Genomic DNA, 16,376 nt, shown 5'->3' with positions numbered 1-16,376 from the left:
GTCATCCCCTCAGCACCCACCGCAAAGGGGTGAGTCAAACCCTCAACACGCACCCCCGCGCCCGCAGGAACAGCGTAATCGCGATCGAAATACCCCCCGCAATCACTGCATACAGCATCGAGGTCCAATCCAGCGGCAACCCCGTCGCGGCGATGCCCGCCAACAGCTTTTCGCCCAGATGCTCGCCGCCGACCGGCACCATCATCAGCATGATCGCCACCGCATCATGGACGACATAGAGCGTCAGCGACACCGCACCGAGCGCGGCGACCGTCTGCGCGATCCGCGACGCGCCGATCCGCGGCCAGACGATCTTGAGCAAGGCCAGCAGGCCGAGCCCGATCGCGGCGTTGATCAGGGTGAAGGTCGGCGTCCATAAATTCTTGTTGATCGGCCAGAACCATGCCGCGCCGAGCGTCAGGCCGAGGCACAATATGGCGACCGCGGCGATCATGATCACCGGCTTCTTGCGGCGCACCGACATGCGCTGGACGGCGATGCCGATCATCGTCGTGGCGATCGCTGATAGTGTCGATAGCGGCCCTTCGGGATCGAAGGGCGGACCGTTATCGGGGTGGCCATAGAGCCGCGTGCCGCCGAGGATCGCATGGTCGAGCCAGCCGCTCATCCCTTCGCCCGGCGCCATGCTGCCGATCAGGTCGCCCGGCGCAGGCAGATGGAGCAGCACGCCATGGACCAGCATCAGCACGCCGGCGGCGATGGCGGGGGCTTTCCACGTCGTCGTCTGGCGGCAGGTGATCGCGCAGATCAGATAGACAATGCCGATCCGCTCGAGCACGCCGGTGAAGCGGATCTCCTCCAGCTTGAGGCTGAAATGGACAATCATGCTGATCGCGAAACCGATGAACCACAGCAACGCCGACCGCCGCACGATCTTCGCGATCGACGGCCGCGGTATCTTCCCGTCCATCGTCAGCGGCAAGGCGAGCCCGACCGCGAGCAGGAACATCGGGAACACCAGATCGGCGAAGGTCAGCCCGTTCCACGGCGCATGGTTGATCCACCAGAAAGCGTGCTCCTCCGACCCCTGGAGGTTGGCGAGCACCATCCCGAAAATGGCGAACCCGCGCAGCGCGTCGAGCGGTTCGTCGCGGACGCGGACGGGTTTCGACATATCCATTACGATCAACCCGTTACCACCATGCCGCCCTTCATGACCATCCGCACATGGCGGACCGCGGCGATGTCGGCGGTGGGATCGCTATCGACCGCGATCAGGTCGGCGAGCAGCCCCGCTTTGACCGCGCCCAGCTTGGAGTCGAGGTGGAACCAGCGCGCATTGCCCCAGGTGGCGGCGATCAGCACGTCGTTGGGGCTCATCCCGCCAGCGACCATCAATTCCATCTCGCGCGCGTTCTGGCCATGCGCGAACACCCCGACATCGCCACCCATGCAAATGTGGACCCCGGCCTTGACCGCCATCTGGAAGCTCCGCCGATTGATCAGGACGGCCTCGGGCGCCGGCTCGGCCCCGCTCCAGCCGCGATAGCGCGAGGTCGCATCCGACGCGGCGAGCGTCGGGCAGAGCGCGATGCCCTTCTTTGCCATATCGGCGAAGATTTCGGGCGTGCCGCCATAGCCATGCTCGATCGTATCGACTCCCGCGGCGATCGCGCGGCGCATGCCCTCGGCCGTGGCGGAATGAACCGCGACCGGGCGGCCGGCGTCGTGCGCGGCGGCGACCGCTGCCTTCATCTCCTCCAGGCTGAGCGTCGGGCGGCTGTCCTCGCCGGGGCGCCAGCGATAATCGGCATAGAGCTTCACCCAATCGGCGCCGCCCGCGATCTGGCGGCGCACCGCGGCGACGATCGACTCGACTCCCGACACTTCCTCGGCGCCTTGCGGGATGGCGACGCCGGGCTCGAAACCCTTGGGCCCGTAAGCGCCTAGCGCAACGATCGCGCGCGTCGCGACGTTGAGCCGGGGCCCCGGCACGATCCCCTGGTCGATCGCCGCCTTCAGCCCGACATCGGCATAGCCCGCGCCTTCGGTGCCGAGGTCGCGCTCGCTGGTGAACCCGGCGAGCAGGGTCGCGCGGGCACTCGCCACCGCGCGCGCGGTCCTCAGCGCGAGCGGTTCGTGCAGCACCTGATCGTCCCAGCTCGTCTCATTATAGGGGTGGAGGAACAGATGCCCGTGCCCCTCGATCATCCCGGGCATCAGCGTCTCGCCGGGCAGGTCGATCACCTTGGCGTCGGCGGGCGCCGACAGATTGGGTCCGACCGCGGTGATGCGATCGCCCTCGACCAGCACTTGCCAGCCCGCATGCGTCTTGCCGTCCATCCCATCGAACACGCGCGCGGGTTTCAGCAGGACCATTTGCTTCGGCGCCTCGGCGGCGGGGAGGGCGGCCGCCGGCCCGAGCAGCATTGCCAATATAAGAGCCAGCCAGCGCATGGTTTTCTCCCCGGTGTCGCGTTACGCTCCCGATATGGATAGAGCCCTCCGCTTCCCGCTCCTAGCCCTTGCTGCACTCACCATGGCGCCGACCGCGCCCGGCCCGGCGAGCGCCGACATGGCACGCTGGCGAGCCGAGGCGGCGCGGGTCACGATCACGCGCGACGATTGGGGCATCCCGCACGTCCGCGGGCAGAGTGACGCCGATGCGGTGTTCGGGATGATCTATGCCCAAGCCGAGGACGACTTCTCGCGCGTCGAGGCGAATTACCTGACCGCACTCGGCCGCACCGCCGAGGCCGACGGCGAGGACGCGATCTGGGGCGATCTGCGCCAGCGCCTCTATGTCGATCCCGTCGAGCTCAAGGCGCAATATGCCGCCAGCGCACCATGGCTGAAATCGCTGATGAACGCCTGGGCCGACGGGCTCAATTTCTACCTGGCGACGCATCCCGGCACCAAGCCCAAGGTGCTCACGCACTTCGAACCGTGGATGGCGCTGAGCTTCACCGAAGGCAGTATCGGCGGCGATATCGAGCGGATTTCGCTCAGCGACCTCAAGACCTTTTACGGCAAGCCGACCCCGCCGACCCCCGAGGAACTCGGCATGGTGCCGCGCGAGCCTGCCGGCTCCAACGGCATCGCGATCGCGCCCCGCCTGACCTCTGGCGGCAAGGCGCTGCTGCTGATCAATCCGCACACCAGTTTCTACTTCCGCTCCGAAGCACAGATGTCGAGCGCGCAGGGCCTGGATGCCTATGGCGCGTCGACCTGGGGGCAGTTCTTCATCTACCAGGGGTTCAACGCCAAAGCGGGCTGGATGCACACCTCGTCCACCGTCGACAATGTCGACGAGTTCGCCGAGCGCGTGACGAAGCGCGGCGAGGGCTATGTCTATCGCTACGGTACGGCCGAACGGCCGGTGACGAGCAAAACGGTGACCCTGCGCTACCGCAAACCGGACGGATCGCTGGGGGAACGGAGTTTTGCCACATGGCGAACCCATCACGGCCCGATCGTCGCCGCGAAGAACGGACGCTGGATCGCCGAGGCGTTGATGTGGAAACCGGTGCCGGCACTCGAGCAGAGCTGGCTTCGAACCAAGACCAGCGACCTCAAGAGCTTCCTTCAAGTCGCGTCGCGCCGGGCGAACTCATCGAACGATACCCTGTTCGCCGACAGCAAGGGCGAGATCGCGTTCCTGATGCCGCAATTCATGCCGCTGCGCGACAACCGCTTCGACTATACCCGGCCGGTCGATGGCGCCGATCCGGCGACCGACTGGAAGGGGATGCACACGCTGCCCAGCCTGCCGAGCGTGCTCAACCCGCGCGTCGGCTGGGTGCACAACACCAATGACTGGCCGTGGGATGCGGCGGGGCCCGATAGTCCCAAGGCGGCCGATTATCCGCGCTATATGGATCAGACGGGGCCTAATGCGCGCGGTACCCATGCCGACCTGCTACTCAAGGGCAAGAATGGCTGGACGCCGGAGAAACTGCGCGTCGCGGCGTTCGACAGCTATCTGCCCGCCTTCGCCGAACTGATCCCCGGACTGGTCAAGGCATGGGATGCGCTGCCCGCCGACGACCCGCGCCGCGCCCGACTGGCCGAGCCGGTCGCCTTGTTGCGCGGCTGGGATTGCCGCTGGGGCTACGATTCGACCGCGACCAGCCTGGCGGTGTTCTGGGGCGATCAACTCTGGCGCGAGGTCGGCGGTTTCGCGCAGGCCGAACGGATGAACGTGCCCGATTACATCGCGACGCGAGTCAAACCGAGCGACAAGCTCGACGCGCTGACAGCGGCAACCGACCGGCTCAAACGCGATTTCGGCGATTGGCGCGTGCCGTGGCGCGATATCAACCGTTTCCAGCGGCTCGACGACGCGATCGCGCCGCATTTCGACGATGGCGGCGGTTCGACCCCGGCGCCCTTCACTTCGGCACAATGGGGCAGTCTCGCCTCGTTCGGCGCCAAGACCTGGCCTGGGACCAAGCGCTATTACGGCACCAGCGGCAACAGCTTCGTCGCGGTGGTCGAATTCGGCCCGCGAGTGAAGGCGATGGCGGTGATGGCTGGCGGGCAAAGCGGCGATCCCGCCTCGCGCCACTTCGCCGATCAGATCGGCCGCTATGCCGAGGGACGGCTGCGTCCGGTCTATTTCTATCCGGACGAGCTCAAGGGCCATGTCGAGCGGCGCTACCGCCCGGGAGAATAGGTCAGGCCGGTGCCGCGTCCGCGGGGCCGGTCAGGCTGCTCTGCGGCAGCGCGATGCGCACCAGTTTCCACGCGAACAGGCCGCGCCGTTCGAACACAAGGTTCACGGGGTCACCGACCGCGCGCCGGCGCCGCAAGGTGACGTCGAAACGATTGAGCGTGACATAATGAAAGCCGTAGTCGACCCGCCGTGGTGCCACGGATTCCGTGTCGGCGTGGCCGACCTTGCCGGCCCGAACCAAGGCGGCGATCCCCTCGGGAGTCACGACACTGTCGATCATCCGGTCGAGGATCGAGGGCATCAGTATCTTGCCAAGCCCGGCGAGCGGATTGCCCTGCATCGCCGGATCGCGCTCCATCCGCGTCGTCACTGCCGCGGCCAGCTGGGGTTTCAGGTCGGCGCGCACCGCCGGAAAATCGACCGAGCCGCGCAGCTTCTCCGCGTCGCCCTGTTTCGCCGCGGCGACGAAGCCGCGCACCGCGACATAAGGCGACGCGCCATAAGCCAGCGCGAATAAGGCGAACGCGGCGCCGATTGCGATGATCCAACCCTTGCGCATGCGATCCTTTCGGCCCCGCGCCCAACCTAGGGCGGCGGATTCCTCCCGGCAATGTCGCTGCACACCCGCCTGCGAAAGCGCTGAGGGATTCTACGATAGTAGATTCCCAGCGTGGCGCGTTAACCATTAATGCCGCGATACGAGTCCCCAGGATGCAGCGAGTCGGGGAACGGTCATGAGCTTTATGGGCACTATCGAGGCGGTGATGCCGCGGATCGCCGTCTTCGGCGTCGGCGGCGCAGGCGGGAACGGTGTTGCGGGGCTGATCGGCGAGAACCTGCCCAACGTCGAATTGATCGTCGCCAATACCGACGCCCAGGCGCTGCGCATGTTGGGAGTCCGTCAGCAGCTGCAACTCGGACGGATGGCGACCCGCGGGCTGGGGGCGGGCGCCTGGCCGGAAGTCGGCCGCGCCGCCGCGCAGGAAGTCATGGATGAAATCGATGCGGCACTGGAAGATGTCGATTTCTGCTTCATCGCCGCCGGGATGGGTGGCGGGACCGGAACCGGCGCGGCACCGATCTTCGCCGAGCGCGCCCGGCTGCGGCGCATTCCGACCATCGCGGTGGTGACTCGCCCGTTCGAATTTGAAGGACTGCGGCGGGCGGGCAGGGCGGATCAGGGCATCGCCACGCTCGAGCCGCTGGTCGACGCCTTGATCGTCGTTCCCAACCAGCGGCTGCTCGGCATCGGCGACCTCGAGATGACGTTCAAATCCGCGATGCTGGAATCCAACGCGGTGCTGGCCGATGCGGTCGGCGGGATCGCCCATCTGCTAGTGACCCCGGGGCTCAAGCAGATTGGTTTCGCCGAGATGCGCAACGTGATCGCCGAGATGGGCCGCGCAGTGATCGGGTTTGGCGAAGCGACCGAGCGCACCGACCGCGCGGTGCTCGCGGCGGAACGCGCAATGGCCTGTCCGCTGATCGACGACGAGATTGCCGGTGCGGGCAAGCTGATGATCTCGATCAGCGGCGGCACCGACATGTCGCTGATGGAACTCGACGCGATCGTCGCGACGATCGCCGACCAGGCGTCGCCGGATGTCGAGCTCGCGTGGGGAGCGTCGGTGTCGGAAGCGCTCGACGGCATCGTCCGCGTCGCGCTCATTGCCCAGGGCCATCGCCCCCAAATGCGCCCGCAGGCGGCGTTCGTTCGCGCCGCATTGGCCCCCATGGCGGCATTCTGCTCGTCGGTTGCCGCGCCGGGACCAGTCGCCATCGTGCCGAGCATGATCATTTCATTCGAGCCGCCAATAGCTGCAACGCGGGTGGCCGCATTGGCGGAACTAGTGGATATCGCGCCGCCGGCGGCCGCTATCCCCTTTATCGCAGCCCAGCCGCCTGCGCTGCCAATCGGCACGGAGCAGGCGAGCAGTCCTGGCGATCTCACCGCGGCGCTGATCGAAACGGCGGCGAGCGACGCGCCGTTGCTCGACCTGATCGAGCGGTTGCCGCGGCCGGCAGAGCAGCAAACGCCTGCGCAACCACGCGGCGAGGCGCCCGCGGCGGGCAACCTCAAGACCTGCACGATGGACGAACTCTGGCTTGGCGATTTTCAATTGGAGGATCCCAGGCGCACAAGTCTGGTCGAGCAGATATCCAACGCGGTGAAGGGCTTATTTCGCTCGATAACCTTTCGGCTGGGCTTCGGGCGTCATTCTATGATTGCCTATCGCGGCAGCAGGCGTCGCTGGCGACGTAATTCCGTCCGAAATGGATTATTTTTATCTCGATAAACACGGCAAGGTTATTGAATTGCCGTAAATATTCCGTGATGCTACAAATAGGCTAGTAAAATGCGGCTGTCTCGCATGGCGGGTAGCATAAGGACGGGAAGAAATGCCTGGTCGAATGCGTCGCGGGAACGACGCATCTAGGCGAGATAGAGTTGCATTGGTGTTGGCTGGAATTGCCGCCCTGGCCGCATCTGTGTCATTATTTGGCTGGATATTCAAAATGCCGGCGCTCGCCTCTTTCGGTGCGAGTTACGCGCCGGCCTGGCCGCTCACGACTGCCGGATATTTGTTCCTGTCCTTCGCGATGATCGCGGTCATCCTTGGCCGACGGTTCGCGACAGTGGCGACGATCGCGGTGCTTATTCTGGCCGCGCTGGTGATTGGCGAAAGCGTATCGGGCATTCGTCCGGGTATCGATCAGTTGCTCTTTTCCGATCAACTGGCACGCGCGGTGGCGCCGAATCCCGGGCGGCCAGGATTCAATTCGCTGCTGTCGTTCGTGTTGCTCGCGGCGGCGATCCTGTTCGCTCAGCGGCAGTCGCCCTTGCTGGATCGGGCGGGGAACGTGCTCGCCGCGCTGGCCCTGTGTCTCGGGCTCTATTCGACGATAGCGTTGATGTGGATCGGCGCCGGAGCCCCGCTCAACCAATTCTTCATCGCGCCGTTGCCGGCCGGCGTCGCATCGCTGTCGCTCGCCTGTTCCTTTCTGTGGTGGAAGCATGAGGCGGGATGGACCGGGCTGCTGTCGACAGATCGGATGAATCAACCCCTGCGCTGGCTGGTCTTCCCAATATTGTTCGTTCTTCCGGCGATCCCCATTGTCTTCGAACAATGGTCGATAAGGGCCAGCGGCGCCCCGCCGGAAGGCGCCGCCCTGATCGCGATCCTGATCAATATGCTGATCATGGGCACGATCCTGTTGCTGGTATCCGATCGGCTGACCCGCCAGCGGACGGCGCTGGGCGATCTCAGCGACGCGCTAGACAGCGCCGCTATCGCTCTGGTCAAACCGGACGGCACGATCCTCCACTGGACGCGGGGATGTACCGAACTCTACGGCTGGACGGCTGACGAAGCGATCGGAAGCAACAAGCACGATCTGCTGCGATCGCGAGAAGTCGAGGGCTACAATACCGACGCCGCGCCGGGCGGCGGCCCGTTTTCCAACCAGCAAGAGGCCGAGTTCGTCGAGCAGCGGCGCGACGGCACCCGGTTGCATGTCTTGGAACGCCGTCGTTCGCTGCATCGCGCGGGGGGCGACGACATCGTCGTCTTAAAGATACTCGACATCACCACGCGGGTCGAAGCCGAGGAGGAACTTCGCGTCAGCGAGAACCGCCTGGCGATCGCTGCCGAGGTCAACGAGATCGGCGTGTTCGATTGGGACGTCGTCAGCGGACGGATCAACTGGTCGCCCGGATCCGAGCAGCGGCTCGGCCTGCCTGCCGGTGCCATCGACACCTTCGATATGTGGCGCGATCATGTCGATGCCGCGGAAGTTTCCGATGTGATTGCGTCGATCGATAGTGCAGTCGCCGATCGGCGCGATCGTTTCGCCTTTCAATTTCACTTCATCCCCGAATCGGGGCCGCCGCGCATGCTCGAGGGAACGGCGCGCTGTCTGTACGACGAGCTCGGCAATCTGGTACGATCGGTCGGGTCGATCGTCGACGTCACGCAGCGCAGCCGGCGCGAGGCCGAGACGCAGCTCGAATCGATCATCAAGACGGTGCCCGACGCGACGATCGTCATCGACGACCGCGGCATCATCAAGAGTTTCAGCCCGGCGGCCGAGGTGATGTTCGGTTATTCCGCCGCGTCGATGATCGCGCGCAACGTCAAGATGCTGATGCCCGACATACTCGCGTCAAACCACGACACGGCGATTGCCGATTACCTCAGAACCGGCGAGCGCAAGGTAATCGGAATGACCCGCGAACTGACCGCGCGACGCGCCGACGGCACGCAATTTCCGATCGAACTCAATGTCGGAGAAGCCCGGATCGGTGAAGAGCGGGTCTTCACCGGAATCATCCGCGACGTCTCCAAGCGCCTGTTCGAGGAACAGCAATTGTCGGAACTCAGCGCGGAACTGGCCCATATCTCGCGCCAACGTGCGATGAGCGAGCTCGCCGCCGATCTGGCGCACGAACTCAATCAACCGCTCAGTGCGACGTCCAATTTCATCGCCGCGGCGCGAATGCTGATCGAACAGGGGGCAAGCGGCGAGCGCGTCGCCGACCTGCTGCACATGGCGGAGGACCAGACCCAGCGGTCGGGCGACATCATACGGCGATTGCGCGACTTCCTGGCCAAGCGCGATATCGAAATGCGCCCCGAATCGCTCGACGATGTAACCAGGGGCGCGGTCGCGTTGGTATTCTTCGGTAGCGGGCGCGAGGAGATGGACCTCAGCTACGATCTCGATCCGACTTGCGACACGATCTTCGCCGATCGCGTGCAAATCCAGCAGGTGCTGGTCAATCTATTGCGCAATGCCGTCGATGCTCTGCGGTCGCTTGACGCGGGCCAGCCCCGTCGGATCGTGATCAAGTCGCGATGCTGCGACGACGACATGGTCATGCTCTCAATCAAGGACACAGGACCCGGCCTTCCCGATGCGCTGAGCGACCAACTCTATGCGCGTTTCTCGACCACCAAGTCGGGCACGGCAATGGGGATCGGCCTGTCCATTTCGAGACGTATCGTCGAGGCGCATGGTGGCGTCCTGACGGCGGAGAACCAACCGGAGGGAGGGGCGGCGTTTTGCTTTACCCTGCCGGTGTTCAAGGAGCTGGAAGATGATCCGGAACATCTATCTGATTGATGACGATGATGCCGTGCGGGCGTCGCTGCACGGCCTGCTTTCGCTGCGCTCCGATCTCGTCGTGCGCAATTTTCGCTCGGGCGATCAATTTCTGGAGCGGGCCCCTGAACTCGAATCGGGCGTGCTGCTGCTCGATTATCATATGCCAGGGAAGAACGGACTCGAGGTCCTGGAGCAACTCGGCTCGCTTTCACATGGGCGGTTTCTGACCATCATTCTGACCGGGGAAGGCAATATCGACGTCGCAGTGCAGGCAATGAAGGCCGGCGCGTTGGATTTCCTCGAAAAGCCATACAAGGCGGACGCGCTGCTCGAAACGATCGACAAGGCCTTCGACCGGATTGAACATGAGAGCGCGGGATCGGCGCAGATCGAAAGCGCGCGCGCCAAAGTAGACGTCCTTTCGCCCCGAGAACGCGATGTGCTGACCGGACTGATCGAAGGTCGGTCGAATAAGGTCATCGCCTACAACCTGGCGATCAGTCCTCGGACCGTCGAGATTTATCGCGCGAATTTGATGACGAAGATGGGGGTGAGGAGTCTGTCCGAGGCGCTGCGCGTGGCATTCGCCGCGGGCCTCATTTCAGCCGGCTAGAATTGTGCCATCGGGCCAGCACTTCGCCGACGCTCCGTGTCGCGTCGCGCCCGGACAATCGCAACGGCCGTTCGGTAACATCACCCGACGATCCGTTGAGGAGGATGACCTGAAGCCAACCCGGCAGCGGGCTGCAGGCTGCTAAAGCTTCGTCGTCGGTGATCAGCACCGCTTGTTCGATCGTGGAGCCGGATAGCCCACCGGTCAACTGACCGCGCCTCAGCGTGATCACATTGAAGCCCATCATCGTCAGCTTGGCCGTCAGCGCGCTGCGCAGATCATCTTCGGAGATTTGCAGGACGACGAGATCCAGAGGCACGGCAACATCCAGATAGAAGGGTGCTGCGAAAGGCTAGCGAGCCGAAATAAGACCGTCGGCTCGGGAAACTTACGTAGCGGAGACTGTTCCCCGCTATCTTCGTCCACCAGCGGTTACTGGGCTGGTACCGGTATCCTAGGTATTTACCGCGATGCTTCAACGGCTTGATAAATCCAGCGCGCCGGTCTGCGAGGCTGAGCGCCGGCACCTTCCGCCTTCCTCGGCAACGCGCTCGGCGACCGCTTGGGACTGAACAGGAGCATAGCCAAAGCAACGCGCAATGCTCCGGAAAGCCGAGATTCCGGAATCCATCCAACGCGGTCATCGGGGAGCGTTCGTCGAACCGGTGCCTTTGGGGGTGCCAACGAGAAACGACTGAACGGCCGTGATTAGGGCGCTGGGCCGCCCTTAGCCTGATCGGGATCAGCACGATTGTCTGTATGTCGGCGACGTAACTCGGGCCCTCAAGAGGACTAGCCGCGTTGACACTTCAAGCCGACTCCCGGCGATGAAGGATTTTCATGGCCGATAAAGCTCAGCGTGCGACCGGTAACGGCGGCGAAACCCACCAGACAGCTAATGGCGCTACCCCTATTCTGACGACGAACCACGGGGTCGCGGTTTCCGACAATCAGAACAGCTTGAAGAGCGGCGTGCGCGGTCCGACCCTGCTTGAGGATTTTGTCCTTCGGGAGAAGATTTTTCACTTCGATCATGAGCGTATTCCAGAGCGCATCGTTCACGCTCGCGGCTCGGGCGCGCACGGCGTGTTTGAAGCGACCGACGATATTTCCGACCTGTCGAAGGCGGCCGTCTTTACCAAGGGTGAGAAAACCGAAGTGTTCGCGCGCTTCTCGACCGTGGCGGGCGGCGCGGGATCGGTCGACACGCCGCGCGACGTGCGCGGTTTCGCGGTCAAATTCTACACCCGTGAGGGCAATTGGGATTTGGTTGGCAACAATATTCCGGTGTTCTTCATCCAGGACGCGATCAAGTTTCCCGACTTGGTCCATTCGGTGAAAATGGAAGCCGACCGCGCTTATCCGCAGGCGGGCAGCGCTCACGATACGTTCTGGGATTTCGCATCGCTGACGCCAGAGACTACGCACATGCTGTTTTGGGCGATGTCGGACCGCACGCTACCGCGAAGCTTGCGGATGATGGAAGGGTTCGGGGTCCACACCTTCAAGCTGGTCAACGCCGCCGGCGAGGCCAGCTTCGTCAAGTTTCATTGGCGCCCCACGCTCGGCATTCAGTCGACAATCTGGGACGAGGCGCTCAAGCTTCAGGCCGCCGACAACGATTATCACCGCCGTGACCTGTTCGAAGCGATCGACACTGGTGCATTCCCGCAATGGGAGCTGGCGATCCAGGTGTTCGACCAGGAATTCGCCGAGGCCCAGCCGTACGACGTGCTCGACGCAACCAAGTTGATCCCCGAGGAGGATGTGCCGCTTCGGGTGATCGGGCGGATGACGCTCAACCGCAATGTCGACAATTTCTTCGCGGAGACCGAACAGGTCGCATTCCTACCGACCAACATCCCGCCGGGGATCGACTTCTCGAATGACCCGCTCCTCCAAGGACGGCTGTTCAGTTACCTCGACACGCAGAAGTCGCGGCTGGGCACTACCAATTTTCATCAGATCCCAGTCAACGCCCCGCGCTGCCCGTTCGGCAATTTCCAGCGCGACGGCATGATGCAGACGATGGTTCCTAAGGGCCGCGGCAATTACGAACCGAACAGCCTGGCGGACCACGGCGAGGACGGTGGTCCCCGCGAAAGCGCTGAAAAGGGTTTCGCCACGGCTAATGCCGCGACCGGCCCTGACGAAACCGGCGACAAACTGCGCATCCGTCCCGAATTGTTCGCCGACCATTACAGCCAGGCGCGGCTGTTTCTCAAATCGCAGACCGAGAGCGAGCAAGCGCACATCGCTTCCTCGTTCGTGTTCGAGCTGTCGAAAGTCGGGCTGCTCGACCAGGTGCCGCTGCGGATGCTCGCCAATCTGCGTAACGTAGATGAGGAATTCGCCAAACGCGTCGCCGATGGGCTCGGCCTGCCTCTCCCCAAGAAGGCGAAGGCCGCGCGGGAGCCGGTCAACATGGCGCCGTCCGACGCGCTGTCGATCCACAAGAAGATGAAGGACACGCTGGAAGGCCGCGCGATCGGCATCTTGATCGCCGACGGGACCGACGCCGACGCGCTCAAATCGCTCGTCGCGGCAGTAATCAAGGCCAAGGGCAAGGCGGTGGTCGTCGCGCCCAAGATCGGCGGAGCAAAGCTGTCGGACGGCAGCATGAGGAAGGCCGACGGTCAGCTCGCCGGGTCGCCTTCGCAGATCTTCGATGCGGTGGTCGTGCTATTGTCCGAAGCAGGCTGCGCAGCGTTGCTCAAGGAGGCGGCGGCGGTGCAATGGGTGATGGACGCATTCGGTCACCTTAAGGCGATCGGTGCCAGCGACGCCGCCCAGCCGTTGCTCGACAAGGCCGGTGTTATGCCGGACGAGGGCGTGACCGGATTGGACGCTGCGTTTATTACTGCGGCGACGAGGAGGTTTTACGCACGGGAGCCAAGTGTCAGGAGCTTGGCATAAACCGATGCTGATCTTGGACGTGACTTCAGAACTGTGCCGGCTTCCAAGGCCATTACGCAGCGGCGTGAGCGGCTAACAAGGAGTGCGAAGCCGACCTGTGGCCCAGCCTTTTAATCTGAACGGCCGCCGTTAGTTTGACGACGCCGGCTCAAGCACACTCTGGACCTTTTGGATTAGTACGGATTCCGACCACGGCTTTCGCACGAACTCGCCGTTATCCGGCAGGCTGTCGTTTTTTAGATGACGATGGCCCGATGTCAGTAGCAACCGAATAGCCGGCCAGCGGTTATGCACCAAACGGACGAGTTCGAGCCCATCCATGGTGCCGGGCATATCGACGTCCGAAAACAGCAGTCGAACGTCGTCGTGCTTATCGAGTATCGCCAAAGCTTCATCGGCATTCGCGGCCTCCAGAACCTTGAACCCCGCATCCTCCAGAATGCCGACGCCATGCATCCGCACAAGCATTTCATCTTCGACGACCAAAACAACGGTCTCGCACCGGGCGCTCGACATCAGGTTCTCCCGCCGGGTCAGCCCGGGATGAAAGAATGCTTGACGTGATGCGATGTTCAGAAGCTGGCCGATTATTTCGGAAATACTTTCATGGAACGATTAGCGGCATCGTAAAAGTGAAGCGAGTGTCGGTCTCGTCCGACCGTACTGTGAGCGACCCGCCATGCGCGTTGGCAATCTCGGAGGCGATATGCAGGCCCAATCCCAGCCCTTGGTGGCGGACCCGATCATCGCCGCGCTGAAATGGGTGAAATAAGCGCGCCATGGCGGATGCAGGTATCGGGGCGCCGCCATTGGTCACAGCGATCGTCAGCGTGTCGGCGTTTGTCGTCGCCTCGACCCGCACAGGCTGGTCCTTTGCGCCGTGCGTTAGCGCGTTCCCCAGAAGGTTCGAGAGGAGCTGGCCAATCCTGACCCGATCGCAATTTACCGGATCGTTTATCGAGTAGTGGGCTTCGACTTCTTGATCAGGGGCAATGGCACGAAGTTCCGCGACGACCTGGCGCAGCACCGGCTCTAGCGGTTCACTGGCGTCGCGCGACAGCGTGATACCGCCGCCCAAGCGACCACGCGCAAAGTCGAGGACATTGTCGATCAGCCCGGCGGCACGCACGACGCTGCCCTCCATGAGCGACAAGACGGTGCGCCCACGCTCCCCCAATTTCTCGCGCTCAAGCATTCTCACGCCGCTGGCGATCGCGGCCAACGGGTTGCGGAGGTCATGTCCGAGCACCGCGATGAACTGTTCGCGCAGTTCTGAATCCGCGCGTTCGGCGGCCACCGTCGCCTGCGCGGTGTCGCGCGCTTCGAGCAGGCCGAGTTCGTACGACCGGCGTTCGGCGGCGACGAACAGCGTGAAGCGAATGAAAGCAGGATGTCCCGCGTCATCGCGACGCTCGACCGCGTTGACGATCACGGGAAGCTTGCGTCCCTGCGACGTCAGCAGGTCGAGCGCTACTTCGTTGAAGCTGCCCTGGATATGCAGCATCGGCGCAAAATGCGTTTCGTAAAAGATCCGCCCGGCGACGGTCAGAAGGTCGGACAGGCGCTTGGTGGCGAGGGTCTCAGTAGTGAAACCGGTCCAGCTTGCGAAGGTCTGGTTCGCCCGGATGATGCGGCCGTCCTTGTCGGTGGAGAGATATCCACAGGGCGCGCTTTCGAAGAGGTCCTCGAAGTCGGTCGCGGCTTCTGCAGCGCCCTCGGACGAGGCACGTTCAGACAAAGGCTTTGATCGCGGCAATCGTCTCGTCCGGCGCGCTCAGGTTGGGGCAATGCCCAGTCGCATCCAGCATTACCAGCTTGCTGCCCGGCACCGCCCGATGGACATATTCTCCGACCGCGACCGGCGCGATCGAATCATAGCGGCACTGGAGGATCAGCACGCGCGCATCGACCGCGCCCAAGTCGTCGCGATTGTCGGACAGGAAGGTGGTGCGGGCGAAGCGCTTGGCGATGTCCGGGTCGGTCCGGCAGAAGCTGTTGGTCAGTTCCTCAGCAAGCTCGGGGCGATCGGGATTGCCCATGATCACCGGTGCCATCGTTTGCGACCAGCCCATGTGATTGCTGTCGAGAAAGTCCAGCAGTTCGAGGATCTGGTCCTCGCTGAAGCCTCCGACATATTCGCCATCGTCGACGTAGCGGGGTGAGGGTCCGACCAGCACGAGCTCCGAAAAGAGTTCGGGCGCCCGCCGCGCCGCGATCATCCCGATCATTGCGCTGACGGAATGCCCGACGAAGATCCCGCCGCGTATGTCGAGCGCGTGGGCGAGTGCGATAACGTCATCGGCATAGCCGTTCAGCGATGCGTATTTTGCGGCGTCATAGGCTGCAATGTCCGAACCGCCCGCTCCGACATAGTCGAACACAACGGTACGAAACTTCGCTTCGAAAGCGGGCGCGACATACCGCCACATATTCTGATCGCATCCGAACCCGTGCGCAAACATCATGGTCTTGGTGCCTTGGCCCACCAAACGAGCGTTCAGCCGCGACACGATGTCGGACTCATTGTTCGACAGGACAGGGGATTTGTCCGGCATGTCGGCGAAAGGAATCGCAGGCATATTGGGCTCCGAGCCGATGAACGGTCGCGCAGACAGGACTGTCGCGGAGCGTTGGACCGCAATGTCTAACACTGCTTCGGCCAGACTCCTATGATGTGCATTACACCGTCGGGCCGGAGGGCGGTTGCCGGGCGGCTCAAACGTTCGCGCTAGCCTTCAGCCTAACGATTCGACCAAGATTGGCAGCTTTTCGGCATGTCGGAACTGTCTATGAACGGCCGATATTAGGGCGCGAAGCCGCCGCTTCGCGACCGTCTCCGGATTCGGGTTTATGATCGCCTGCAATCACCGCGCACAGGTCTTTCCCATAAGGCGCGATTTCGCGGGCGGGTTTTTTGACGCCTCAACAAGGCGCGATGCCGAGCTGACCGCTTATGGGAGCGAAGTTCACCTCTCATGCGCGAAACGACACGATTATTGTGTTCTGGAGACTGGAAGGGAATGGTGCCCAAGGGCGGAATCGAACCACCGACACTGCGATTTTCAGTCGCATGCTCTACCAACTGAGCTACTTGGGCATATCCGG

General features: G+C 63.3%; 12 protein-coding genes and 1 tRNA gene. 5 read left to right on the top strand and 8 right to left on the bottom strand.

Going from position 1 to position 16,376, the window contains the following annotated elements; genetic code table 11:
- Positions 1-34 precede the first annotated feature (34 nt).
- Together SAS01S_RS04680 and SAS01S_RS04675 are read right to left on the bottom strand one after the other, a co-directional pair.
- Positions 35-1,135, bottom strand: a complete 1,101-nt coding sequence (locus SAS01S_RS04680) for an acyltransferase family protein (RefSeq protein WP_169804898.1) — start codon at positions 1,133-1,135, stop codon at positions 35-37.
- Positions 1,136-1,146: 11 nt separating this feature from the next.
- Positions 1,147-2,418: a metal-dependent hydrolase family protein gene (locus tag SAS01S_RS04675; protein ID WP_066805591.1), complete on the bottom strand. Its 1,272-nt coding sequence runs from the start codon at positions 2,416-2,418 to the stop codon at positions 1,147-1,149.
- A 34-nt stretch (positions 2,419-2,452) separates the two neighbouring features.
- Between SAS01S_RS04675 and SAS01S_RS04670 the strand changes: the two genes are divergently transcribed.
- Positions 2,453-4,636 carry a penicillin acylase family protein gene (locus SAS01S_RS04670; RefSeq protein ID WP_066805620.1) on the top strand — a complete coding sequence of 728 codons (2,184 nt, stop codon included), beginning with the start codon at positions 2,453-2,455 and terminating at the stop codon, positions 4,634-4,636.
- Between the two features lies 1 nt (position 4,637).
- Here the strand turns inward: SAS01S_RS04670 and SAS01S_RS04665 are convergent, their stop codons facing one another.
- Positions 4,638-5,195 (bottom strand): DUF2939 domain-containing protein, encoded by a 558-nt coding sequence (locus SAS01S_RS04665; protein ID WP_066805589.1) that lies wholly within the window; start codon positions 5,193-5,195, stop codon positions 4,638-4,640.
- A 175-nt stretch (positions 5,196-5,370) separates the two neighbouring features.
- Here SAS01S_RS04665 and ftsZ point away from each other — a divergent pair, with 175 nt between their 5' ends.
- From ftsZ to SAS01S_RS04650, 3 genes are all read left to right on the top strand, one after another.
- Positions 5,371-6,933, top strand: a complete 1,563-nt coding sequence (gene ftsZ / locus SAS01S_RS04660) for a cell division protein FtsZ (protein WP_084238512.1) — start codon at positions 5,371-5,373, stop codon at positions 6,931-6,933.
- A gap of 220 nt (positions 6,934-7,153) precedes the next feature.
- Positions 7,154-9,760: a PAS domain-containing sensor histidine kinase gene (locus SAS01S_RS04655; RefSeq protein WP_066805583.1), complete on the top strand. Its 2,607-nt coding sequence runs from the start codon at positions 7,154-7,156 to the stop codon at positions 9,758-9,760.
- Entirely contained in the window at positions 9,735-10,355 is a 621-nt protein-coding gene (locus tag SAS01S_RS04650; RefSeq protein WP_066805580.1) for a response regulator transcription factor, read from the top strand. Before SAS01S_RS04655 ends, SAS01S_RS04650 begins: the two co-directional genes overlap by 26 nt.
- On the opposite strand, the gene SAS01S_RS04645 is transcribed toward SAS01S_RS04650, so the two are convergent.
- Positions 10,339-10,674 carry a hypothetical protein gene (locus SAS01S_RS04645; protein ID WP_066805577.1) on the bottom strand — a complete coding sequence of 112 codons (336 nt, stop codon included), beginning with the start codon at positions 10,672-10,674 and terminating at the stop codon, positions 10,339-10,341. The two genes, SAS01S_RS04650 and SAS01S_RS04645, sit on opposite strands and share 17 nt — an antisense overlap.
- A 521-nt stretch (positions 10,675-11,195) precedes the next feature.
- Here SAS01S_RS04645 and SAS01S_RS04640 point away from each other — a divergent pair.
- Positions 11,196-13,271, top strand: a complete 2,076-nt coding sequence (locus SAS01S_RS04640) for a catalase (RefSeq protein ID WP_066805574.1) — start codon at positions 11,196-11,198, stop codon at positions 13,269-13,271.
- A 129-nt stretch (positions 13,272-13,400) separates the two neighbouring features.
- Here the strand turns inward: SAS01S_RS04640 and SAS01S_RS04635 are convergent, their stop codons facing one another.
- The 4 genes from SAS01S_RS04635 to SAS01S_RS04620 all read right to left on the bottom strand — a co-directional run bounded on the left by SAS01S_RS04635 (position 13,401) and on the right by SAS01S_RS04620 (position 16,368).
- A complete protein-coding gene (locus SAS01S_RS04635) occupies positions 13,401-13,787 on the bottom strand; it encodes a response regulator (RefSeq protein WP_066805563.1) in 387 nt (128 codons plus the stop codon).
- Positions 13,788-13,875: 88 nt separating this feature from the next.
- Complete coding sequence (locus SAS01S_RS04630; RefSeq protein ID WP_066805561.1) at positions 13,876-15,009, bottom strand: PAS domain-containing sensor histidine kinase; 1,134 nt, start codon at positions 15,007-15,009, stop codon at positions 13,876-13,878.
- Positions 15,002-15,850: an alpha/beta fold hydrolase gene (locus SAS01S_RS04625; RefSeq protein WP_245656744.1), complete on the bottom strand. Its 849-nt coding sequence runs from the start codon at positions 15,848-15,850 to the stop codon at positions 15,002-15,004. Before SAS01S_RS04625 ends, SAS01S_RS04630 begins: the two co-directional genes overlap by 8 nt.
- Before the next feature lie 442 nt (positions 15,851-16,292).
- Positions 16,293-16,368 (bottom strand) — tRNA-Phe (locus SAS01S_RS04620).
- Between the last annotated feature and the right edge of the window lie 8 nt (positions 16,369-16,376).

Origin of the sequence: Sphingomonas asaccharolytica NBRC 15499, assembly GCF_001598355.1 — a bacterium.
In the GTDB taxonomy this organism is placed as follows: Bacteria; Pseudomonadota; Alphaproteobacteria; order Sphingomonadales; family Sphingomonadaceae; genus Sphingomonas; species Sphingomonas asaccharolytica.
This window is presented reverse-complemented; position numbering and strand designations above follow the sequence as displayed.

What these genes read in the sequence shown, in the direction of transcription:
- SAS01S_RS04650 (WP_066805580.1), top strand. Translation starts at nt 9,735, where the DNA reads ATGATCCGGAACATCTATCTGATTGATGACGATGATGCCGTGCGGGCG.
- SAS01S_RS04640 (WP_066805574.1), top strand. Translation starts at nt 11,196, where the DNA reads ATGGCCGATAAAGCTCAGCGTGCGACCGGTAACGGCGGCGAAACCCAC.
- SAS01S_RS04680 (WP_169804898.1), bottom strand. Translation starts at nt 1,135, where the DNA reads ATGTCGAAACCCGTCCGCGTCCGCGACGAACCGCTCGACGCGCTGCGC.
- SAS01S_RS04655 (WP_066805583.1), top strand. Translation starts at nt 7,154, where the DNA reads ATGCCGGCGCTCGCCTCTTTCGGTGCGAGTTACGCGCCGGCCTGGCCG.
- SAS01S_RS04670 (WP_066805620.1), top strand. Translation starts at nt 2,453, where the DNA reads ATGGATAGAGCCCTCCGCTTCCCGCTCCTAGCCCTTGCTGCACTCACC.
- SAS01S_RS04665 (WP_066805589.1), bottom strand. Translation starts at nt 5,195, where the DNA reads ATGCGCAAGGGTTGGATCATCGCAATCGGCGCCGCGTTCGCCTTATTC.
- SAS01S_RS04635 (WP_066805563.1), bottom strand. Translation starts at nt 13,787, where the DNA reads ATGTCGAGCGCCCGGTGCGAGACCGTTGTTTTGGTCGTCGAAGATGAA.
- SAS01S_RS04675 (WP_066805591.1), bottom strand. Translation starts at nt 2,418, where the DNA reads ATGCGCTGGCTGGCTCTTATATTGGCAATGCTGCTCGGGCCGGCGGCC.
- SAS01S_RS04625 (WP_245656744.1), bottom strand. Translation starts at nt 15,850, where the DNA reads ATGCCTGCGATTCCTTTCGCCGACATGCCGGACAAATCCCCTGTCCTG.
- ftsZ (WP_084238512.1), top strand. Translation starts at nt 5,371, where the DNA reads ATGAGCTTTATGGGCACTATCGAGGCGGTGATGCCGCGGATCGCCGTC.